General features: G+C 40.2%; 18 protein-coding genes. 3 read left to right on the top strand and 15 right to left on the bottom strand.

The window, feature by feature from the left end:
- Positions 1 to 13: 13 nt before the first annotated feature.
- Complete coding sequence (locus EO125_RS01070) at positions 14 to 2,569, bottom strand: glycyl radical protein (RefSeq protein WP_127147257.1); 2,556 nt, start codon at positions 2,567 to 2,569, stop codon at positions 14 to 16.
- A 346-nt stretch (positions 2,570 to 2,915) separates the two neighbouring features.
- Between EO125_RS01070 and EO125_RS01075 the strand changes: the two genes are divergently transcribed.
- The 3 genes from EO125_RS01075 to EO125_RS01085 are packed head-to-tail and all read left to right on the top strand — an operon-like array spanning position 2,916 to position 5,753.
- Positions 2,916 to 3,452: a hypothetical protein gene (locus EO125_RS01075; protein ID WP_127147258.1), complete on the top strand. Its 537-nt coding sequence runs from the start codon at positions 2,916 to 2,918 to the stop codon at positions 3,450 to 3,452.
- A gap of 8 nt (positions 3,453 to 3,460) precedes the next feature.
- Positions 3,461 to 5,167: a DUF4037 domain-containing protein gene (locus EO125_RS01080; protein ID WP_127147259.1), complete on the top strand. Its 1,707-nt coding sequence runs from the start codon at positions 3,461 to 3,463 to the stop codon at positions 5,165 to 5,167.
- 10 nt (positions 5,168 to 5,177) lie between these two features.
- On the top strand, positions 5,178 to 5,753 hold the full coding sequence (locus EO125_RS01085) for a DUF4125 family protein (protein ID WP_127147260.1): 576 nt from the start codon (positions 5,178 to 5,180) through the stop codon (positions 5,751 to 5,753).
- A 141-nt stretch (positions 5,754 to 5,894) separates the two neighbouring features.
- On the opposite strand, the gene EO125_RS01090 is transcribed toward EO125_RS01085, so the two are convergent.
- From EO125_RS01090 to EO125_RS01150, 14 genes are all read right to left on the bottom strand, one after another.
- Positions 5,895 to 8,384 carry a hypothetical protein gene (locus EO125_RS01090; RefSeq protein WP_127147261.1) on the bottom strand — a complete coding sequence of 830 codons (2,490 nt, stop codon included), beginning with the start codon at positions 8,382 to 8,384 and terminating at the stop codon, positions 5,895 to 5,897.
- Positions 8,385 to 8,692: 308 nt separating this feature from the next.
- Positions 8,693 to 11,290 (bottom strand): autotransporter outer membrane beta-barrel domain-containing protein, encoded by a 2,598-nt coding sequence (locus EO125_RS01095; protein ID WP_127147262.1) that lies wholly within the window; start codon positions 11,288 to 11,290, stop codon positions 8,693 to 8,695.
- A gap of 418 nt (positions 11,291 to 11,708) precedes the next feature.
- Positions 11,709 to 12,707, bottom strand: coding sequence for an ABC transporter substrate-binding protein (locus EO125_RS01100; RefSeq protein WP_127147263.1), 999 nt, complete (start codon positions 12,705 to 12,707; stop codon positions 11,709 to 11,711).
- Positions 12,708 to 12,729: 22 nt separating this feature from the next.
- Entirely contained in the window at positions 12,730 to 13,473 is a 744-nt protein-coding gene (locus EO125_RS01105; RefSeq protein WP_127147264.1) for an ABC transporter ATP-binding protein, read from the bottom strand.
- Between the two features lie 12 nt (positions 13,474 to 13,485).
- Entirely contained in the window at positions 13,486 to 14,484 is a 999-nt protein-coding gene (locus EO125_RS01110) for an iron ABC transporter permease (RefSeq protein ID WP_127147265.1), read from the bottom strand.
- A 184-nt stretch (positions 14,485 to 14,668) separates the two neighbouring features.
- The gene (locus EO125_RS01115) at positions 14,669 to 15,016 is read right to left on the bottom strand and encodes a nitrous oxide-stimulated promoter family protein (protein ID WP_255416556.1); all 348 of its coding nucleotides are present in this window, start codon (positions 15,014 to 15,016) and stop codon (positions 14,669 to 14,671) included.
- A 336-nt stretch (positions 15,017 to 15,352) separates the two neighbouring features.
- A complete protein-coding gene (locus EO125_RS10080; RefSeq protein WP_255416557.1) occupies positions 15,353 to 15,475 on the bottom strand; it encodes a hypothetical protein in 123 nt (40 codons plus the stop codon).
- Positions 15,476 to 15,745: 270 nt separating this feature from the next.
- Entirely contained in the window at positions 15,746 to 16,471 is a 726-nt protein-coding gene (locus EO125_RS01120) for a DUF554 domain-containing protein (RefSeq protein ID WP_127147266.1), read from the bottom strand.
- Positions 16,472 to 16,489: 18 nt separating this feature from the next.
- On the bottom strand, positions 16,490 to 17,005 hold the full coding sequence (pyrR, locus tag EO125_RS01125; protein ID WP_127147267.1) for a bifunctional pyr operon transcriptional regulator/uracil phosphoribosyltransferase PyrR: 516 nt from the start codon (positions 17,003 to 17,005) through the stop codon (positions 16,490 to 16,492).
- Positions 17,006 to 17,016: 11 nt separating this feature from the next.
- Entirely contained in the window at positions 17,017 to 17,934 is a 918-nt protein-coding gene (locus EO125_RS01130) for an RluA family pseudouridine synthase (protein WP_127147268.1), read from the bottom strand.
- The gene (gene lspA / locus EO125_RS01135) at positions 17,934 to 18,383 is read right to left on the bottom strand and encodes a signal peptidase II (RefSeq protein WP_127147269.1); all 450 of its coding nucleotides are present in this window, start codon (positions 18,381 to 18,383) and stop codon (positions 17,934 to 17,936) included. The genes EO125_RS01130 and lspA overlap by 1 nt, the downstream gene beginning before the upstream one ends.
- Positions 18,380 to 20,770 carry a Tex family protein gene (locus tag EO125_RS01140; RefSeq protein WP_127147270.1) on the bottom strand — a complete coding sequence of 797 codons (2,391 nt, stop codon included), beginning with the start codon at positions 20,768 to 20,770 and terminating at the stop codon, positions 18,380 to 18,382. The genes lspA and EO125_RS01140 overlap by 4 nt, the downstream gene beginning before the upstream one ends.
- Position 20,771: 1 nt before the next feature.
- Positions 20,772 to 21,257 carry a dihydrofolate reductase gene (locus EO125_RS01145; protein WP_127147271.1) on the bottom strand — a complete coding sequence of 162 codons (486 nt, stop codon included), beginning with the start codon at positions 21,255 to 21,257 and terminating at the stop codon, positions 20,772 to 20,774.
- A gap of 159 nt (positions 21,258 to 21,416) precedes the next feature.
- Positions 21,417 to 22,208, bottom strand: coding sequence for a thymidylate synthase (locus EO125_RS01150; RefSeq protein ID WP_127147272.1), 792 nt, complete (start codon positions 22,206 to 22,208; stop codon positions 21,417 to 21,419).
- Positions 22,209 to 22,242: the final 34 nt, after the last annotated feature.

Genomic DNA, 22,242 nt, shown 5'->3' on the forward strand with positions numbered 1-22,242 from the left:
TTATATTATGTACCTACATTTCATGTTCTGTACGATTAATGATATCGTCTTGTACTTCTTTAGCCAATGTTACGAAGTGCGCACTGTAACCTGCTACACGAACGATCAAGTCTTGATTATCTTCCGGATGTTCTTGTGCATCTAACAATGTTTGTTTATCTACAACGTTGAATTGAACATGGCTACCTTTTTTATCGAAGAAGCTCTTAATGATAGATACGAAGTTTTTCAAACCTTGTTCGCCACCTACCGCAGCTGGTGTGAATTTTTGGTTGTACAATGTACCATTAGATGCTTGCGCATGGTCTAATTTTGCTACGGAGTTGGAAGCCGCTGTAGGACCGTTTACGTCGTTACCTTGACGAGGGGATACACCGTCAGCCAATGGTTCAGTTGCTAAACGCCCATCAGGTAATGCAGCTACGTCTTTACCAAACAATACGTTAGCGGATACTGGATAGATACCAGCTTGGAATTGACCGCCACGAGGGTTCATGTATTTATCCACTTCATTACAGTAGATTTTACCGCAACGATATGCGAATTGGTCTACTTCTTCAATATCATTACCGAAAGAATCAGTGTTTTTCAAGATATTGCGGATCGTTGCATATTTGCTTGGATCAGCTTGTGATTTGCATCCACAGCTTGTGCCTGTGCCAGTACCTTGTTTCAAATGAGATTCCAATGTAGCAATGTCGATAGATCCTGTGGAGGATAAGATTTTCTTAACTGCTTCATAGATTTGAGCTTCATCTAATGTAGATTCTGGAATAGAAGGAGTGCAAATTGGAGCTGCGCTATCGCTATAACCGAAGTTAGCTTCTAATGCTTCACGCAATTCAGTTAATGTAAAGCGTTTGTCTTCGAAAATATTTTTTTGGATTGCATATAAGGAGTCACCTGCGTCAGCAACACCGAATGCTTGAGGTCCTGTGAAGTTGTAGATTGCGCCACCTTCTTGGCAAGATTTACCGCGTTTGATACAATCGTCAACCATAGCAGACATGAATGGCAATGGAGCGCGTTCCATGTGAGCGTAGTCAACAGCGTTGTCAGCTTTTGCTAAGTGACGAACGAAGTATTCCATTTGTTGTTGGTATGCTGCCAACAATTTATCCATAGTATCTAATTCTTCTAACTCGCCAGTTTTAGGTCCCAATTGTTTGCCTTTACAACGTCCGTTGTTAAGAGTAATTTCAAGAACTTTTGCGATATTGAAGAACGCCGCATCATGCCAACCTTCTGTACGATGGCCCGCTTGTGGTTCAACACAACCGATGATACAGTAGTCACGAGCATCTTTTAATGCTACGCCACGAGAAACAAGAGCCAAGATAATTACTTCATCATTGTAGAATGCTGGAACACCATAGCCTAAACGGGATACTTCACAAGCGCGATATAAGAATTCCATCGGAGCATTTTGATGTACACGTACAGAGAAGGATGGAGCTGGTAAGCGAACGTGCGCTACTGCTTCCATACACATGTAAGATACTTCGTTTGTTGCATCTTTACCTTCAGAATCTTGACCACCTACGCAAAGGTTTTGGAATACTGCATAACCGGCGAATGCTTGTGCAGAGATTTCATCACGAGTTTTGTTGATATCGTTCAATTTAACCCAGATGCAGTCTACTAATTCTTGTGCTTTTACGCGATCAATTGGATCATCTTTTAAGTATGGATACATGTATTGGTCGAAACGGCCTGGGGAGATGGAGTGACCATTGGACTCAATTTGAACCATGATTTGTAAGAACCAGAAAGATTGACATGCTTCCCAGAAGTTACGAGCGCCGAATTCAGGTACGCGATCACAGTTAGCAGCGATTTGTTGTAATTCTGCTTTACGAGTTGGGCAAGATGTTTGACTTGCTAACTCACGAGCTTTTTCAGCATAGCGATGTGCGAATCGGATAGCTGCATTGTAGGAGATAATAACTGCATTGTAGAATTGTTTTTTCTTAATGCTGCTAGGATCATCTTCGTCTAGTGCATGTAATGCTGTAATAGTTTCTTCTAATACGCCGCGGAAACCTTTTTCTAAGATTTTACCGTAGTCTACGTTTACGTGGCCTACACCACCGAAGAAGTAGTTACCTACTGTGAATACACCATTAGCGATACAGTCTTTTGTATCTGGTTCCATATAGGAATCTGCTAAGGAGTTAGTTGTTTTACCTTCCCAATATTTGAAAGCTTCATGCAATTCATGTTGTACTTTTTCAGAAATTTCGAATGGATCGGCCATACGTTTATGCATAGTATGGAATTCTTTTTCTACCCAATCGTAGGAGAACTCTGGGCAAATTTCTGTGGAGCGTGGGTTGATTGTGATAGAACCAACTACAAGTTCATTATCACGGATTGTAACTGGCAACTCGTTAAAGATTTTTTCAACAGCTTTGGCACGACGGATAATCGTAGGTTGACCTTCGGTTTCCTTGTAAGATTCTGTAATTAAAACTGCACGTTCTGATTCGACCTGTGGTACAGCATCAATAATTACTTTTCTTAACTTTTCAATTCGTTCTGTTGGTTTACTAAATCCTCGTTCTAGCATGTGTTAACCTCCTTACAACGTATAAAAAATCTCATGCCTCCGTCCCAATTATGCGCAAATGGAATACTGTGCATGCTTGTTAAGAAAATGGTACCACATTTCAGAGTCTAACTGATAAGAATTTACAATCCAAATATTTGTAAAATTCAAACCTCTAGTCATATGTATAATGTATGCCGCTATCATCTTTAATTCTAAAATTATCATACTTCCTATGTGTTTTCATCATGACTTGGTAATATTCAAACTTAACCACGGTACTATAGACACCTCTTCTCTTTCGTCTATTGATGTCCCTTATATTTCTCTTTATACTGAAAGCAATTATATGCAGGAGGTGATTACCATGACATCGCACACGGCTATATGTCTTTGGGAAACCAATCGTATCGCAGCTGGATTTGCTCTTTTAGATCGGTTATTGAAAGACTATCCCATCTCCTTTGTCAAACATTACCGTATATGTCCTGGCAAAGCTTTCTTTGTACTGATTGCAGATACCGATGTGATACAACAGATCGAACTCATCTTAGAATCTGAAAAACAGATTCAGTATAAAACTATTACGGGACTCCACCCCGATGTGCTCTCCACATTTCAGCACAAACAAAAAATACCTAGCGTCTCTCACCTAGGTATCTATGAATGTAACACATCAGTAGCTGTCTTTCATCTAGCTAATCACATAGCTTGGCATCATCTGGTGCAATTACTAAGTCTTCAAATTGGAATCGGTTTATGTGGTAAAAGTATTCTTACCATCTCTGCTTCCTATAGTGATTTAAAAGCCATTGAAGAGGAACTTTCACAATTGTATCCAAAAGAAATTGTCAGCTACGCCCATATTTCAGACCCTTCATCAGAATTACTCACCTTGTTATAGGAGGTTCTATGGAATCAATTCAATCTCTACTGAAACAAGCGCATACATTATGGCGCCAAGGCAATGAGCAAGGCATGATCGACTATCTAGAAAAGGCCATTCATCTCTGCCGTGTTCAAAACAATCATAAAAAATTGATTGAGATCTTAAATGAATATAGTGGGTCCCTACGCAATGTAGGTAGATATGACGATGCTATTGCTGCCATTGATGAATCCTTACGAATCTATGAACAGAGTGACACCTATACGCCACAAACGTATGCTACGATTTTAATCAATTTAGGAAATACCTATCGTGAAAAGAAGTCCTATTTCGAGGCAGAAACACATCTGTTAAAAGCCAAAGAGATTTTCCAATCTGTTGGGGATACATCCTATGCTTATATTGGCTTGCTTAACAATTTATCTCTCCTCTATCGTGATACTAACAACTACGAAACAGCTCATGAATTGCAATTGGAAGCTGTCCGCCTATTGGAGCCTACGGAGTATCAAGTTCCCCTAGCCATCAGCTACAATAATTTGTATGAAATCAGCAAACACATCAAGGGAACACGAGAACTTTCTCCTCAAGTCTATCTAGATAAGGCTGCCTACATTTTGCGCCGAGAAGTCGGTACGGAACATCCTATGTATGCTGCGGTCCTAAATAATCGGGCCGATTACGAAATGGAACAGCATCACTACGATGTGGCCCTCAATTTATATCGAGAAGCTCTACCGATTGTAAAACACAATTACGGTGTAGAAAGCCAAGCCTATCAATCAGTGTTGCACAATCTTGACTATGTAAAAGACCTCATCAAAACACTGCAACAAGAGACACCCTGTCATCGCCAAACAGGATTAGAACTAGGGAGAGAACTAGCTCATCAAGTAGCACAGGATATAGAACTCAATCTACCTGACCTAGTACCTCATATATGCTTAGCTCTTGTGGGCACTGGATCAGAATGCTTAGGCTTTGATGATACCATCTCTGAAGACCATGACTTTACAAAACGATGCCAGCTATTCTTACCTGCCGACACCTATACAGCTCACAAAGATCGTCTTCAAACATATTTCAAAAACTATGCCTATGGCACAGTACAAATTGAAAATATATCTGACTTTTATCGGCGCTATACACTGTACCCTGAAGGACCGCAATGTGAAAAAGAATTTCGCCGCATCCCTCAAGATTTACTCTGCACCGCTACCAATGGGGAAGTATTTCTAGACAATTTCGGTTCTTTCACACATATTCGTCAGCACTTATTGGCTTACTATCCAGAGGACATTCGACTCCGTAAAATCGCCTATGAATTAAACCAACTAGCACAGTCTGGTCAGTATAATTTACCTCGCATGTTACAGCGTGGTGACACTATTGCCGCAAGCTTAGCATTGCATCAATTTGTCCACCATTACATGCTACTCGTGCATCTATTGAACAAATCCTATGCACCATTCTACAAATGGCTCTATCGTCACAGCTGTACCCTTCCTATCTTAGGAAATACTGTGAAACATGGAATTCCTGAATTACTAGACGCACCGATTCGAGATACCAAACCTCACATCGATCGCTTATGCACTGCCATTATCCAAGAACTACAACGCAATGGTCTCAGTACAAGTCCCATTGATTTCTTAACCTATCAAGCTAAAGAAGTCATTCAACGCATTCAAGACCCACTTCTCCGTGGAGAAGATTCTTGGGTAGAATAGGAGCTCTATTATGAAAGACGATTTAATTATTTCCATCATTCAACAAGAATGGCCTCTCTTTACGAGTACACAAAATGTGGGCCATCGCTCTCCTTGCCAAGATCAAATGGCTAACTTCATCGTATCGCGCCATGCCTATTGGTCTATGTATTCCACACCAGTGTTACAATCCTATTTACACGATTTAGAAGTAGCCCGTATGAAAGGGCATAACTTGGTGACATTCAAATACGGATATATGATGGAAGCCACTCATCCCGATGAATTTTTAGCTATAAAGGATAAATTGCCACCTATGTCCTCCACTAAAGTTTCTTTAGTGACAGCCATTATGGCACTGTACATGAAGTGGGAATTAGCCATCCAAGCTGAAACACCAGGCTATGATACACATCACAGACCGATTCAATCCAAGGATAATTCCATGACCCATACATCTGTGGAAACATACATGACTGGTGAATTACAATCCTATTCCGAAGAAACACTGCAATGTATCCTAGCCCATTTTCTACAATGCAGTAAAAATGATATCAACCCTGTCAAAGGCTATTTACAAGCCTTACAAGAAGGGGGCAACAAATAATAAACTACTCTAAAATAGATCCTTCTAACTAACAGGAGCTGTCACAAAACGGCTCCCAACAAAAAAGAGGAAAACTGATGCGAATCAACTTTCCTCTTTTTATATGATTTTTATAGGCTTTCTCTACGCCATATCTATGAACTACAACATCAATCGTTCAATGACGGAGTAGATATTCAATCCAGCACACCAACCATCGCTGATAGTCTTGCCTGCAGTGATTACATACCGTGGGTCATCAAAATAGGTCCATTTATAATGTTTCCCTTTTCCAGTCACTTGGAATCCGATGCTACGCAAATAGGATTCGAAACTAGAGTCCATTTTACGGTATGTACGGATTTTATTTTTCAATTCTTCACGGCGTTTACGGATGGAGTTGTTAAAATGATTCGCCTCTAACAAATCTTGAATGACATGCTCACGGCGAGAGTTGGGAGCGCATAATTTCTTATAATCTGCCAACATATCTAACACTAAATCACGCACTTCATGAGGATATAAATCTTTCTCTTCCCCGCGTAGCAAGATAAATTTCCCTTCTTGCATATCATCATCCAGTTCATCACCTTCAAACAATCGTCCCACTTTAGACATATACAAATTGCCTTGCTCATCTGTGTACGCCACGCCATGCGGTGTTTGTACTGTGTCTGGGGTATCTGGGTCCGTATGGTCTTCCAAATCTTCCAACAAACGGTCATAATCGATGCGAAGTTGTTTATTCTCCTTGTGCAACTCATTGTTTTCCGCCAACAACTCTTCATTTTTATCTTCCAATGATGTGTAAGCCTCTCGTAAGGACTCATTTTCCTCTTCTAACTCTTTCAACTTCGCCAACAATACTTTGACTTCCGCTGGTGAAAGTTCACAGGCTTTTTCCTGTGCTTCAAGTTCCGCTTTTCGTTGTGCTTCCTCACGATCTCGTTGAATTTGGGCTTTCCGTTCTTCTTCTAAGCGTAATTGCTCTTGTCGCTCTTCCTCTTCACGGATGCAATCTGCTTCTAACTTCGCCATTTGTTCATCTAACAACACTAATTTTGCCACACTTCTCGCATAAGAGGTATACACGGAAACAGGCATTCCCTCTCGTAAGGCTTGAGCCACGTCAAAGACAGATGGTGCTTCCATGGAGACTAGAGATTCAAACTGCACTGTATTCCAAGGGAACACGCTATCTTCTCCGCAAATAGCCCGTAATGGAATTAACTCGCCATCCACCAAGTCGTACGCATCTTGGTGTACCCAAATAATACCCCATCGCTCCATGACAGCATTCACTTTTTCCATCATCTCCACGGAGCCAACTTTTGTATACCGAGTCCCTTTAATCATACCTCGTTTCAATATGGGTGTCGTTTCAAATACACGATCATGCACTTCTTTATGATGCATGTGAAGTAAGCGCATCAATGTCATTCCTGCTGAAATTTGTAACATCTGTGGCACGTCGAATAGACCTTCCTTACATCCTTCTTTCACCAATTGTGCCAGCATTTCTCCACAAGCCCCACTACGGTGCTCCACATTGGCTGTTTCTAAGGCAGCACTCATTGTATCGGTAGGAATGACATCTGCCACTTCCTCCATTGTTTCTTCTTCTAAAACCGTACTTTCAGACTCAGATGCCTCTTCAGTGTCTATCTCCGTAACAGTACTAGATTCATTTACATCTGGACAATCTTCCACTTCTTTTACTTCATCAACAAATTCAAGGTGCATTTCTCCATCTGACACGGAAATGGTTTCAGAAGTTAATTGTGACATTTTATATTCTAATCCAGCAATAGTCACTCCATCCCAAGTCTGTAAGGAGTCCATTGGTCGTAAACGGGAATAATATTGTAAGGCAGTCACACAAGATTCAATGGCATGATGTCCCTGTTTATCAATAGAAATGAGCTGTGGTTCCTTTTTACCATATGCGTCAGCAGGGAAAAAGAGGATTACATGTTTCATTCGTTCTTTATTAGTGCCCCATTGTGCTAAACTTTCATTGATTTTACCATTGTCACTAGGTACGACGATGACATGTGCCAACCCTAAGGTGCTCATCGCCAAATCATCCACATCTAAAGGAGCTTCCCCTGATTTTGAAAGAGTCACCATTAAGATAGGCATCTTACATTGCTTGTCACCATCTAATACCTTTTGAATATGACGAGCAGGATTATCTACATAACGTGGCGTACCCAGCATGCGTAGATTGTTATCAATACCACCTTTTCCAGCATCAATTAAAAATCGACAAAATGAACTTGCTAAGACTGGTAAGAAATGTTCCTTATCCACTGGTTTACCTTCTCCATGGACATTCATAGTCACATAGTTCTCATCCCCATTATATACAAGATCTATCATGTATTTCCCAACTTGAATAGTGATACTCAGCCTTGTAGCTACTACCTGATTAACACGTTGTATAGAAAAGTTAAATACTTCATTATGCCATGAGGTAAAATCTGCCATGGGAATCCATACCATAGGATCAAATTTTTCATATTCCTCACCTACTATATGGCTATATATCCGTGCCACCTGTTCCGACTGCACCCAGTCTATGACAACTTGTCCAAACGCTTCCTCTGAAAACCCTTTGGCTACTGGCATTTGCGTTGCGTATAATAACATGTTTCTTTCCTCCTATACAAAATATAACCTACATGAACCTATATATAAAAGGTCATATCTTATTACTATTCGACAACAACCATAAAACTCCTACTTCAATATGTCACAAATAGAATGCCCTCATGCCTACTAACCTATCTTCTTTCTCTCGCACATACAAAGGGGCTGTCACAAAATGCACTTTTTTTACATTTTTGTTACAGCCCTTTTTTGTTTAATTAGCTATCATAAGTCAACCAAAAGCACCCTATGAGAGCAACATAGGGTGCTTTAGCCTTGCACAACTTTCTAAACGAAATGAAGGAATATTAAATCATAAATTTCAATCCACCATTAATATTCCACGATGCACGATCTCCACTTCCAAATATTTTATCATAATCAATATACACATTAGTACCGTTAGCAACTTGGTAACTAGCACCAAGATTGATTTGAGCCCAAGTTGTTTTTCCCTTATATTGGGTTGTTTTATTGCCACCATCATCAGCTGTATAGGAAGTATTAATATCGCCATTAAATTCATGGAATAGACCTAATGAGCCATAAACACGTCCATGATGAAATGCTTTTGTTGCACTGACCATACCACCTAGAACAAGACTCGTATAATCATTTTGGTGTACAGATAGCACTTTCTTATCTTTTACTGCTGAATACGTACTTCCAGGGATTTTACTAGCACTAGCAAGGACAGATCTATAAACTGTCCAACCATTAACTGTACTTTCATGCGTGTATGTAACAGCTGTTCCCACTGCATTTGTTGTATACGTACCAGAAGTTAATTTACCCAATCTATCCACCGATTTCAGTGTATGCTCGATACGGCCTATCCCTAGAGCAAGCCCGATAGAGTCATGTGGTGTAAGTTGATAGTTTCCTTGTACGTTTCCTGTATACACTTTATCTTTGCTTTCAGAGTCATTATTTCCAGATAGATGGCTAACAGAACCCATCACATCCACTTTTGGAGTTACTTGTTTACCATAACTTAATTCCACTTCATTATAGTTTGTATGGTATCCATCATCTAATGTACGTTCTCCATATGACATGCGGACATTAAATTCATTATCGCCTACGAATTGGTGCCTATTTCTAAAACGATCCGCCCAAAGTATATTAATCGCAGTTCTTCCTAATCGCTCATCTTTCATGACCTTTGTTTCATAGTCCCCATTTTGTATAGAATTAAAGGCGGAACTAGATACATAAGAACCTAAGTGGTCATCAGTATACGTTAATGCACCTTGTAGCAATGTTGCAGATGATGAGGTAAGACCTTCCGTTATACCGACTTTACCTGTTAAACGTTTCGCATTAGAAGCAGAATCTTCGTATTTTAATTTTTTACCTAAAGCCATTAAAGCTTTTTCTACAGATGCTCTATCTTTCATATTAATATTATTTGCATCTGTTAAGAGGGTAACACTAGAGTTTTCTTTTGCTTGTTTTACAATGAAGGTTCCCCCTGTATAATCACTATCCTCGGTTCCTTGATTAGCATGGGAATACATGACATTCATAGCCCCAGATAATGTATCTACCGTAATTGGTTTCGTATCATTTTGTAAAATCGTTCCCGCTGTATCAGCAGTCGATCCCCCTATCAAAGTTTTAATTTTTGAGCCTGTAAAATTACCGACTCCATTATAACCTTCAAATGGTCTACCATAGTTCACATTATTCCATGTAGCTTTATTTTCTAACAGTAAATTCATACCTGTATTTTTTCTAATCTCAGCTTTATCAGGATTAGGGTTCGTTCTATCTACTTCTGCATAATGATTGATTACAACCCCCTTCATAGAAGAGTCTGGTGTAGACAGAGCAAGATTTATCTTCGTTGGTGTCTTTCCATACGTTAAGGTATCACGGTCAGCTTCACGATTAAATAAACCGATATTACCTAATATTTCTACTTTATGACCATTTGATTGCGTTAAATTACCATGTTCATCTACTTTAGAGTTCATATTTACCGTAGATTCTTCGGCAACGATAGCATAATGCTCAAAATCTACTGTATCTTTTGTAGCAATTCGTCCGCCACCATCAATGGTAATATTGGATCTAGAATTAGCTTGTACCCCAGTTCCATCTCCATCAATATCTACATCGCCTGTAATATGTACTCTAGGTCCTTGTTTCTCACCTATATAATTAAGTCCCGCATAGATACCATTCACAAAGTAATGTCCCACAAAGTAATATGTTCCTCGTACTCCTTGATTGGGAATTTCTACGTGAATTTTTGCATTACCGTCAATAGTCACATCTGCATCATTGACCGCAACAATACCTCCTGTAACAGTTTCACGTGCTTTTGTACTATCTGTCCAATAATTATTCTTTACATTAAAATCCACATCACCTTTTATGTTTACTTTCACTGTGGTGTCATCTTTACGATGAGAGGATGCAGCTAAAGCCGCTGTATCTACATTACTACTTTTAGCAGTTTTATCTACGTTTACAGTGAGTTTCTTAACTGTAATATTAATATTTCCTTTTGGTTGGGCTACCTTGTCTGCTTTCCATTCCCGCCATCCTCTACTGGATTCAGATCCCTTAATCGCACGAATCGGCATGTTACTTTTAACATGGTTAAATGTCAATTCAGCACCTTCTGCCTTAATCGTTACATCTGCATCCTTGGATTCAATACCTTTGAATCTATTACTGAAAGTACTATTCTTACTAAAGTTATATGTTTTAGTAGCACTATCCCATATCCCACCTTTTTTTAGATCATCTCTAAAACCAGGAGGATTACCATTCATAATCTCTGTTTTCGCAAACTCTGTAATCGTTTGCTCAGCCATAACACCTGATGTCATAGAGACCAGCGCACTAATACTTAAACATATTGCAGTAGACAGTTTTAACTTTCTAGAACTCATATTATACCCCTTTTACGATTCAAAATTATTATAGTGAAAAATAATGCCCTTATAATTAAAGCTACACTATTTTCAACTTTTAACAAAATGAATATGTGTTATACCCATGCAAACTAGTAGACATTATATCGTATTATGTATCCTCAAAAAACGCATCAGCAACGTTTAGTAGAAGTTTTCACCAATTTCACAGTTTTACACAAAATTGAGATATATACATGTACGCCTATTTCCATATGATTCAAACCGTATGACATGTGTAAAATCAGTTTATTCTCATCATACTATACAAATTACTATCTTATCAATCCCTATCTATACAGCTACTCCATCAGCACTAAAAAGAAAAAACGGGGCTGTAACTAAAATGTAAAAAAGTACATTTTGTTACAGCCCCGATAAGTCTTAACCTATATAATTAGTCAATTTTAATACCATGGATTTCTTCAGCTAAACGTTTCAACGCTTCTACTGTACGAACGCCTGGTGTAATTTCAGATAATTTTACACGGATGAAATGATTTTCTTGTACCGCTTTAATTGTTTGTAATTGAGGGTCAGCTTTAATTTTAGCTACTTTTTCTTGGAAATCATCATCGTTGCGGATGGAATTACCATAATCAGGAATGATGATGTAATCAGGGTTTTGTTGTACAACTGTTTCCCAAGAACCTTTTGCCCAAGTTTTATCTACCCCTAAACCGCTCATTACATTATCAGCACCGATTAAACGCAATACATTCGTCGTATAACCTTCAAATACTGTGAATGGTTGTCCATCTTGGGAGTCATATACGAATACACGTTTATGTGGAAGGTCTTTCAATTTAGCTTGTACTTTTTCTAAGATTGCACGTTGACCTTTTACCCATTCTTCTGCTTTTGCTTTCACGCCGAAGATTTCGCCCAATTTAATCATATCTTTGAAATTAGTTTCTAAATCAGCTTCTGTAGATAAAGCAGACTCTGGAATCCAAATGTTTACTTTCTGAGCAATCATTTTATCTGCAGGGATACCTTCTTTGCTGAAAGAATCTTCCCAACCTGTAGCGAAGTCAGGTTTTACAGACATAAACACTTCATAAGAAGGCCATTTTTCAGCTAACACTTTTACTTTGCCATAGGCTTCTTGTAATGGTGGATAGATTTCTTCTTCTTGGAAAGCTGTACCCACCATTTTATCTTCCAAGCCTAATTGTAACATCATTTCTGTTGTAAATTGAGACATGGATACGGCATGTTTAGGAGATTCTTTCACAGCAAATTCTGTTTGTTTACCTTCAAATGTTTGGCTCCAAGTTACCTCTGTACCAGTTTTTGCTTGTTCTTTTTCAGAACCACAGCCTGCCACAGCCAAAGCGCCACATACTAAAGCTGTTAATACAAAGCCTTTAGATTTTTTCCAATTACTTAACATATTCTTCCCTTTCTTACTACGATTAGTAATATAAATGATACACGCCATCTTCCATGGACACATGGAATGGCACTTCAAAAATAGGCTCTAGCAACTCCGGTGTCAATACCTCTTGAGGCGTTCCCGTTTGCAACACTTTGCCATCTTTCATCAATACGATGTGATCACAATAGCGCGCCGCTAGATTCAGGTCATGGAGAACAACAATACTTGTACCCGAAAAGTTTTGCAATTCTTTCATGAGCGCCACCTTGTATTTCATGTCTAGATGATTCGTTGGTTCATCTAACAGTAATACCTCTGTTTGTTGTGTCAATGCTTTTGCAATGAACACCCGTTGCCGTTCACCGCCCGACAAATGTCCCATTTCTTCTTCTGCCAAGTGAGACACCCCCACTTGATCCATATAAGATTGGGCAATGGCAACATCTTCCGCTGTATAATTTCCAAAATGACTTTTATAAGGATATCGTCCCATGAGGACAATATCTTTCACTAAAAAATCATCAATCATAGCATCATGCATTTGTGCTAGGACCGCCACCTTCCGTGAAAAGGTGGGGCCATCAATAGTTTGTAAAGGCACGCCATCCAATGTAATCGCATCGGTGGGGTGCAATTGACTCAAATGTCCAAGGAGTGTCGATTTACCACAACCATTAGGTCCAATGATAGCCGTCATTTTATGTTTAGGAAAGCTGAGCTTCACATCATCTAAAATTAGTCGTTTTCCATAGGAAAAGGACAAAGAATTTACCTCGTACATAGTCCCTACTTTCTACCCCTGATGGCGGTATCTGGTCATAATAATCCAAATAAATAGCGGTGCCCCTAGTAAGGATGTCAATACGCCGATAGGAATTTCTTCGGGGCTATACATAGCCCGTGAAAGTACATCCGCCCAGATCATCACAATACTGCCAATGAGTGGCGCAAAAATAAGTAATCGTCCATGTTTAGGTCCCCCAACCATGCGCGCCAAGTGCGGAATAATAAGGCCCATAAAGCCCACAACACCCACTTTTGCCACCAAGGTAGCAATGGCCACTGAGGATACAATCACCATAGATAATTGCAAGGATTTCACAGATAAGCCCATTTGTTTTGCTTCTTGTTGTCCTAATAAAAGGACGTCAAAATCCTGTTTATACATATACATGTAGAGCATCAACAAACCAATGATGATAGCTGTTAATGGTAAATCTCTCCACTGGATGCCTGCAAAACTACCCAGCAACCAGAACATGGCACTCCGCACTTGTGCTTCATGCTTTGCTCCATAAATAATCATCATCGTAATGGATGAGAAAATACCAGTCATGCCCATGCCGATTAAGATTAATTTCACTGGACTTTGGCTACGACCTACGCAGAGAAGTACGAGCAAAATAGATATGCCTGCTCCTAATGCAGCAAAGAATGGCACATTATAGGATGCCAAGAATGGCAAGCCCCCCATAATGATGGCAAAGACTGCCCCTGTACTAGCCCCTGACGAGACACCTAGTACATAGGGATCGGCTAGTGCATTGCGTGTTACCGTTTGCATCAGAACTCCTACCAAAGATAATCCAATCCCTGTCAGTACCGAATATAACAACCGTGGCAAACGAATATCTTGCACAATAGTGCTCAACATGTTCATCTCATCTGTTGGCACTGGACTGGTAAACGCTTGGTACATATCCCACACGGGAATGAAAGAAGCTCCAAATTGAGGGGCTATTACGAGTGAAATGACCAGTAAGATCAATAATCCTACGATTTTTAATTTCATGTTATACGCCCTTTAACTATACCCAATATACGCTTAGGAGTTTCCCTCACGAAACCGTGCCTCCTACAGTAAAAAAAGAGCAACCTATGATGGGCGCTCTTTTGTCTATGTTCATTATACTATGATTTTCGATATAGTGTAAAGGTTTTACTTGGTTTTAACGCATTGTAATTTCTATAAAAAATTATTTTATCAGGCCTTTTCCTAGTAATATGTGTCGTATTGTCATGATAGGATGTCTCCACAACATACGGGGACCACTATAGCGCATAACTTCTTTAATTCGTTCCCGGTAGGTCGGTGCATAGCAATGTGTCTTGCACATGGCGCAAAAGGTTTTTACTTCCATATGCGGGCACCGCTCCACCCTTGCTTCTGCATAATGCATCAACTCTGCACAACTTTCACAGAGGTCCCCAGACTTATATCGGTGCTGCCCTTTGCAGTAGATTTCTATCATTTTGCGCACTGTCTTTAATTCTTTCATACGTTTATCTTCTATAGTTCTTTGTTTCTTACTCTCTCGATCCACTACTAACACCTCTTCTATCGTTTTTTCTTATGGCTCTATCAACTTCGGATAACTAGTAATATGTTAAAGCGTTCAATTTCTACTTGCCAGTTAAACAACTAGTATTTTTATCGATTGTACCATACCCTTTTAGATAGGTACAACGTACTTTCTCACATTTGTACAATAAAAAAACGCCATACTGACCATGTCAGCGGCGAATTTTATTTTGTAGTATTCATTTAATCACGTAGTACGCGGTAGAATACCATACCTGCGCCTATTAGCATTCCTAAACCATACATACTAACACCTCCTTTTCTCATTTCAAACATATGTGGGCAGGTGCCCACAGCCTTAGTCGGACAAAGCCCGAACTGCTTCAGCTGCTGGCACTGCGACTATAACGCCTTCTACTACCCCTGCAACAAACAACTCTAAAGCTGATGCTGCAACTGGGAGCGCAAACAACAATGGCATACGTTTCACCTCCTTTTACTATACATACAAACTATGCCACCAAGATATGGGCTCTTTTCTTTCAATCAATGGCTCATCTCGGTATAACCGTAGTATAGACTATCCTTCAGAGTTTGTATTACAAAAGTCCCGATAGTTAAAAAATAGAGGAAAGCGAATATCCTGTACTCAACCTTCCTCTATGGTGAAATATATATCTAGATTGCCATGTATAATGCTGTACTCAACGTCCCTATAAGATGTGAGGTCTATCCATAGATCCTTATACATCTATAGGGAAATTGGCAAAAATGTTAACAACATAGCAATAAAAATTGCCGGCAACAAATTCGCCACTCGAATCTTATTGGGCCACAATACATTAATGCCCACACAGAAAATTAAGATAGATCCCACATAGGATAAATTATCAATCGCCTCTGGAGTCATAAGCGGTGCCGCTAAATGGGCTAAGCCCGTGATGATTCCTTGGGTAATCCCCACCGGTAAAAAGGAGAACAAAGCCCCTTTGCCCATGGAGGATGCCATGACCATCACGATAATACCGTCTAGAATACTTTTGACAACCATCGTACTGTAATCGCCAGTCAAACCATCTTGAATAGACCCAATGACACCCATAGCACCAACTGTAAAGGTCATGGAGGCCGTAATAAAAGCATTAGTAAACTGTGGGTCCCGACTGTTACCTGTTTTCAACTTTAGCCATTCTCCAATGGCAGTAATACGTCGATCAAAGTCAATGAGTTCTCCAATAATAGCCCCCAGCACCATAGAGATAATCATCATCATAGGTCCCGTTGTATGAAGGCTATCACTGACGATCACTAGCATATATTGCATCGTTCCACTCATGCCTAATAGAAGGATAATGATACCACACACCATCATGAGCGTTTCTTTTAAATTATCTTTCATTCGATGTCGAATAAAGAGCCCTAATAGGCTACCACAAATGATCAACACCACATTAAGGATGGTTCCCATACCATGCATTGGTTGTTCCTCATCTTTCTAAAAAATGACTACACTATCATCCCCATCCACTTCGTGCACATGAACTTTCACCGTTTCCAAGTGGGATGTAGGGATATTTTTTCCTACATAATCTGCCCGTATAGGCAATTCACGATGACCACGATCTACTAAGACCGCCAATTGAATGGCACTCGGTCTGCCCGCATCCATCAAAGCATTTAAGGCGGAACGAATCGTTCTACCAGTGAATAATACATCATCCACTAAAATTACGATCTTACCAGTCGTATCCATCGTAAACGGCAGTCCTTCTTTGGGTTGATGACCACGGTCATCACGATATAAAGACACATCCATTGTTGCCACATCTACTTGAATCCCTTCAATAGCCTCAATTTGAGCTTGTAATCGTTTTGCTAGATGTACACCACGGCGCTCAATACCAATAATTAAGGCATTGGATAATCCTTTATTGCGCTCCAATATTTCATGCCCAATACGACGAATGGCACGCATCATACCAGCTTCATCTATTAAGATACGTTGTTCCATAGTATCACTCCTTATCGATTATGCTCTTTCGCATACTCAATACATGCCAAGAAATCTTCCGGCAATGGCGCTTCAAAATGTAATGCTTCCCCTGTCATAGGATGTTTCACAGATAATGTTTTAGAATGTAATGCCTGCCCTACAATAGGAAAATCCATTTTACGGAAGCCATAGAACGGATCATTCACCACAGGATGTCCAATATAGGCTAAATGTATACGAATTTGGTGAGTCCTACCCGTTTCTAGTTGGCATTCGATTAATGTATGCTTACCATATCGTTCTAGTACACGGAAATGGGTCACTGCTTCTTTACTATTTTCAAAGACCACCGCCATTTTCATACGATCTTTAGGATGGCGACCAATAGGAGCCTTGATAGTCCCTTTTTCTTCTGCAATATTGCCTTGTACTAATGCATAATAGGTTCTGGTAGCACTATGTTCTTTCACTTGCTCCGCTAATCCCAAATGTGCTTCATTATTTTTTGCTGCCATCATAACACCAGATGTATCTTTGTCTAAGCGGTGCACGATGCCTGGACGAATTTCCCCATTGATACCAGATAAATCTTTACAATGAAAGAGGAGTGCATTCACCAAGGTACCCGAATGGTTCCCCACCGCTGGGTGGACCACCATGCCACGAGCTTTATTGATGACAATCATATGAGAATCTTCAAAGAGAATATCCAGTGGAATGTCCTCTGGTTCTACCTCTACTTCTTGGACCTCTGGAATGGTCACAAGAATTTCGCTAGATGATGATAGTTTCAAATTCGATTTTCCTGTTTTGCCGTTCACTTGTACATGCCCCTCTTTCACTAAGGATTGCACATAGCTACGTGACTGACCCAGCGCTTTCGTGAGGTACACATCTAATCGTGTACCCTCATCTTGAGCCTCTACTATATATTGTTTTGTTTCCATTATTTACCTCTCTGTTTTTGGCTTTCATAGGACCAAAAATATAGAATCAACAAAGGTACACCAATGCAAATACCAATATCTGCAATATTAAAGATAGGCCATACTCGGAAATCAAAGAAATCCACTACCCCACCTAAGTACAAACGATCCCAGGCATTGCCCAAGGCACCACCCAAGAGCGTACCCGTCCCAATTCGTGCATATAACGGTGCCATAGCTAATTTCTTACGACCTACGTACATAGCGCCTAACAAAAGTACCACCACCAACAACAATATCCATCGTTGGTGCATCAACATACCAAAGGCTGCTCCATGGTTTACAATATAGGTCCAATGAAATACATCAGGTACAACTGGCACAGATTCACCTAATCGAAAGTGGCTTTGTACATACCATTTTGCTACTTGATCAAGGGCAAAAGTCAATATACTTATGATATAAATCATCGTTTACGTCCTCCACGGTCAGCCCATTGTTGTAATAAAGCCCCTAAGTCCTGCTCTTTTTCTCGACGGGTTCCACCATTGCCTTTATTTCTATCGCGCATAGGACTACCTTTTGAGTTTTTAGGATTTCGCCCCTGTTGTCTTTCGCCTTTTTGTTGTTCACCAGTTTTATGTTGTGTATCTCGACGAGTGTTTCCAGCGCCATTACGTCTATGACCTTGGCGGTTTGGATCTTTTGGCTTTTCTCGTTTCATAGATAAACCGATACGGTTCCGTTTTGCATCAACAGAAATAATCTCTACTTCGATAATATCTCCTACTGCCAATACATCAGATGGATGTTCATGGTAAGCGCAAAACTCACTTTTATGCAGCAATCCATTGATTTTTACACCAAAGTCTACAAAGGCCCCAAAGTCCACCACATTATGTACGGTTCCTTTAACTACAGTGCCTACTTGCATATCTTCCAAGCTAGCTATTTGTTTTCGTGTCATCGGTGCTGGTAAGTCTTCCCGTGGGTCACGACCTGGTTTTTGCAAGGCTTCTACAATATCTCGCACTGTAGGTACACCAGCTTCCAACTGTTTCGCCAACTCTTCCACATCCACAGCTTGCAGTTTTGCCTTGGCCCTTTCCAACGTCGCTTTATCTCGTAAATCTTCTAGAGACATCCCCAATTGTGTCAATACGCCTTGAGCCACTTCATACGATTCTGGATGCACTGGTGTCGCATCCAATGGGTTCTCCCCTTGTCCAATACGCAAGAATCCTGCACATTGCGTAAAAGCTGCAGGGCCTAAACGAGCTACTTTCAATAATTGTTTACGATTTGTAAAAGCACCATGTTCCTTACGGTAAGCAATAATATTATTCGCCACTGTGCTAGAGATACCAGACACATGTTTCAATATCGCTGGAGATGCTGTATTGAGCTCTACCCCTACATGGTTGACCACAGTTTCTACCACTTGATCTAAGGTGGCGCCCAATTGTTTTTGATTCACATCATGTTGGTATTGACCGACACCGATTGATTTTGGGTCAATCTTCACAGATTCCGCCAATGGATCTTGTACACGGCGTGCAATAGATACGGCACCACGGATAGATACATCTAAATCTGGCAATTCTTCAATGGCTAATTTAGATGCAGAATATACAGATGCACCTGCTTCATTGGTAATAATATAATGGCAATCTAAGCCTTCTTCAGCAATCATAGCAGATGTAAATTGCTCTGTTTCATAAGAAGCAGTACCATTGCCGATAGAAATCAAAGTAACACCATATTGGCGAATCTTTTTAGCCAATTCTTGTTTGGCACGATCTGCTTGTTTATCACTCATCGTAAGATAGTAAGCCCCATAATCTAGGACATTACCTTCCCTGTCAATGATGGCCATTTTACAGCCCGTACAATATCCTGGGTCTAAGCCCATAATGACATGCCCAGATAAAGGTGCTTGGAGCAATAGATTGCGCAAGTTCGTACCAAATACTTTGATAGCCTGCTCTTCTGCTTGCTCTGTCATAGTGTTGCGAGTTTCTCTCTCCAAAGATGGGTAAATCAATCGTTTGTAGGAATCTACGATGGCATTGCGCACAAAACAATGTTCTAAATTTTGAGTTCCTTCTACTACGTCAAACATATAGTGCACAAAGGTATCATCGGGCACCACAAATCCAACTTTTAAGGCCCCTAATGTTTCTCCACGATTCATGGCTAATACACGATGGGAAGGCACTTGACGAATCGATTCATTGTATTCTTCATTATATTGCAAGAATCCCTGATTGACTTCTTCTTCGCCTACAAGTTCCGTTTTCATATGCCCTGTTTCCCACATGGCTTTGCGCAAGTATTGGCGAATATCTGCTCGTTCGCTCACATCTTCCGCCACAATATCCATGGCCCCTTGTAAGGCATCTTCCACTGTTGGCACTTCTTCGGTAATATACTCCGCAGCTACTTGGCGTAACTCCTCTTCCGTTTTCATCGTGAAGAAGGCCTGTGACAATGGCTCCAAACCTCTGTCTCTCGCCATGGACGCACGAGTTCGTTTTTTCGGACGGAACGGCAAATATAAATCTTCTAACTCTTGCAACTTCATAGCCTTAGCAATAGAAGCGGACAATTCTTCCGTCAATTTTCCCTGTTCTTCGATAGATTTTGTTACTTCTTCTTTACGTTGTAACAAATTGCGCAAATACTTCACTCGTTCTTCGATGTCACGCAATTGTTCATCTTTTAACTCACCAGTCACTTCTTTTCGATACCGTGCAATAAATGGTACTGTATTGCCCTCATCTAATAAAGTAATGGCCGCTTCAACTTGATGTGGCTTTACCCCTAACTCTTGGGCTATCACTACATGTATTTCCATTCTATTTCCGCCTTTCATAGGTTACAAAATCATAGGTCAAGTCCTCTTGCCCAGCGCCCGGTGTACGCTCTATCTCTATCCATTCTGGCTTGGTATGCTCCATAAACGTCACATCTCCAGTGAAAGCTCGGTGTAACTCCGTCACATACAAACGATCTGCATAAGGCGCCATACTTACATACACCTGCGCCCCGCCAATGCAATACGCTAACTCTAGGTCTTGCGCCGCTTGTGCCGCTTCCTCTGGACTATGGAATACTTTCACACCTTCATAAGGTGGTATGTAATCCAATTGGGACGTAATAACCCAATGTTCACGATTAGGCAATAAAAACGGCAAAGACTCTAATGTCTTTCGTCCCATAATAATCACATGTCCTGTAGTGCGCTTTTTAAAATATTGTAAATCCTCTGGAATACGCCAGATTAATTGATTATCTTTACCGATGACTCCATTTTCAGCCACCGCTACAATCATTGCTAACAAAGAGCCCTCCTATATATCATAGGACATACTAAACTATATCCTACCTATCACAACGTTAAATACGCCCAATACATCCGTGACATATTCCTAGAGTCAACCAATGCCCTCTATCCTATACACACTATAGAGTTTACCTAGATAAACTCTATGTTTGCATACTTAAACCGCCACGGTCATAGATAATTTTCCTAGATGCTCATACCCCTCTAAAATAATATCTTCAGCTTTGAAATCATAAAAATCAGTCACATCTGGATTAATTCGCAATATGGGTGCTGGCAAAGCTTTCTCACGGCGCTCTAATTGGGTACGCAAAGCTTCTACATGGTTCTCATAAATGTGAGCATTATTGATAACATGCGTGAATTGTCCCGCCTGCAATCCAGATACTTGGGCAATCATATGAACCAACGCTGCATACTGTGCTGTATTAAAAGGCACGCCTAATCCCATATCCCCACTGCGTTGGACAAGCATACAATTTAAGCGACCATCAGTGACATCCCATAATGTTTCATAGGCGCATGGTTGCAATGCCATATCTGGCAAGTCTTCAATATTCCACAAAGTCACAATCATACGTCGACTTTGCGGGTCCTTTTGGAGCATATCCAATAAATTATCTAACTGTTTATATTTGGCAATTTGATATCCATAGGCCTTACCAATGGTGCCATCTTCACGCATCCATTCATCCCAAACTTTTACATTCATGGCCTGCAACTGGCGCACATCATTAGATTGCAATTGCCAAATCCAAAGCAACTCTTTTATGGCTGTTTTGAAAGCCACAAATTTTGTGGTTAAAATCGGAAATTCTTCTGCTAAATTGAATTGCATCACTTGATGCGGTAATTTATAGGTCGCAATGCCTGTGCGATTGTTGGCATAATACCCATGGTCTAAAATATTCTCTATAATCTGTAAATACTGCGTATCTGCTACACTCATTTATGCCTCCTTATATACGAAACTATGCTAAACT

Source organism: Veillonella sp. VA139, from assembly GCF_003992005.1.
Lineage (GTDB): Bacteria > Bacillota > Negativicutes > Veillonellales > Veillonellaceae > F0422.

Bases quoted from the DNA above. Each gene is read 5' to 3' on its own strand.
- EO125_RS01070 (WP_127147257.1), bottom strand. From the start codon at position 2,569: ATGCTAGAACGAGGATTTAGTAAACCAACAGAACGAATTGAAAAGTTA.
- EO125_RS01075 (WP_127147258.1), top strand. From the start codon at position 2,916: ATGACATCGCACACGGCTATATGTCTTTGGGAAACCAATCGTATCGCA.
- EO125_RS01080 (WP_127147259.1), top strand. From the start codon at position 3,461: ATGGAATCAATTCAATCTCTACTGAAACAAGCGCATACATTATGGCGC.
- EO125_RS01085 (WP_127147260.1), top strand. From the start codon at position 5,178: ATGAAAGACGATTTAATTATTTCCATCATTCAACAAGAATGGCCTCTC.
- EO125_RS01090 (WP_127147261.1), bottom strand. From the start codon at position 8,384: ATGTTATTATACGCAACGCAAATGCCAGTAGCCAAAGGGTTTTCAGAG.
- EO125_RS01095 (WP_127147262.1), bottom strand. From the start codon at position 11,290: ATGAGTTCTAGAAAGTTAAAACTGTCTACTGCAATATGTTTAAGTATT.
- EO125_RS01100 (WP_127147263.1), bottom strand. From the start codon at position 12,707: ATGTTAAGTAATTGGAAAAAATCTAAAGGCTTTGTATTAACAGCTTTA.
- EO125_RS01105 (WP_127147264.1), bottom strand. From the start codon at position 13,473: ATGTACGAGGTAAATTCTTTGTCCTTTTCCTATGGAAAACGACTAATT.
- EO125_RS01110 (WP_127147265.1), bottom strand. From the start codon at position 14,484: ATGAAATTAAAAATCGTAGGATTATTGATCTTACTGGTCATTTCACTC.
- EO125_RS10080 (WP_255416557.1), bottom strand. From the start codon at position 15,475: ATGCCATTGTTGTTTGCGCTCCCAGTTGCAGCATCAGCTTTAGAGTTG.
- EO125_RS01120 (WP_127147266.1), bottom strand. From the start codon at position 16,471: ATGCATGGTATGGGAACCATCCTTAATGTGGTGTTGATCATTTGTGGT.
- pyrR (WP_127147267.1), bottom strand. From the start codon at position 17,005: ATGGAACAACGTATCTTAATAGATGAAGCTGGTATGATGCGTGCCATT.
- EO125_RS01130 (WP_127147268.1), bottom strand. From the start codon at position 17,934: ATGGAAACAAAACAATATATAGTAGAGGCTCAAGATGAGGGTACACGA.
- lspA (WP_127147269.1), bottom strand. From the start codon at position 18,383: ATGATTTATATCATAAGTATATTGACTTTTGCCCTTGATCAAGTAGCA.
- EO125_RS01140 (WP_127147270.1), bottom strand. From the start codon at position 20,770: ATGGAAATACATGTAGTGATAGCCCAAGAGTTAGGGGTAAAGCCACAT.
- EO125_RS01150 (WP_127147272.1), bottom strand. From the start codon at position 22,208: ATGAGTGTAGCAGATACGCAGTATTTACAGATTATAGAGAATATTTTA.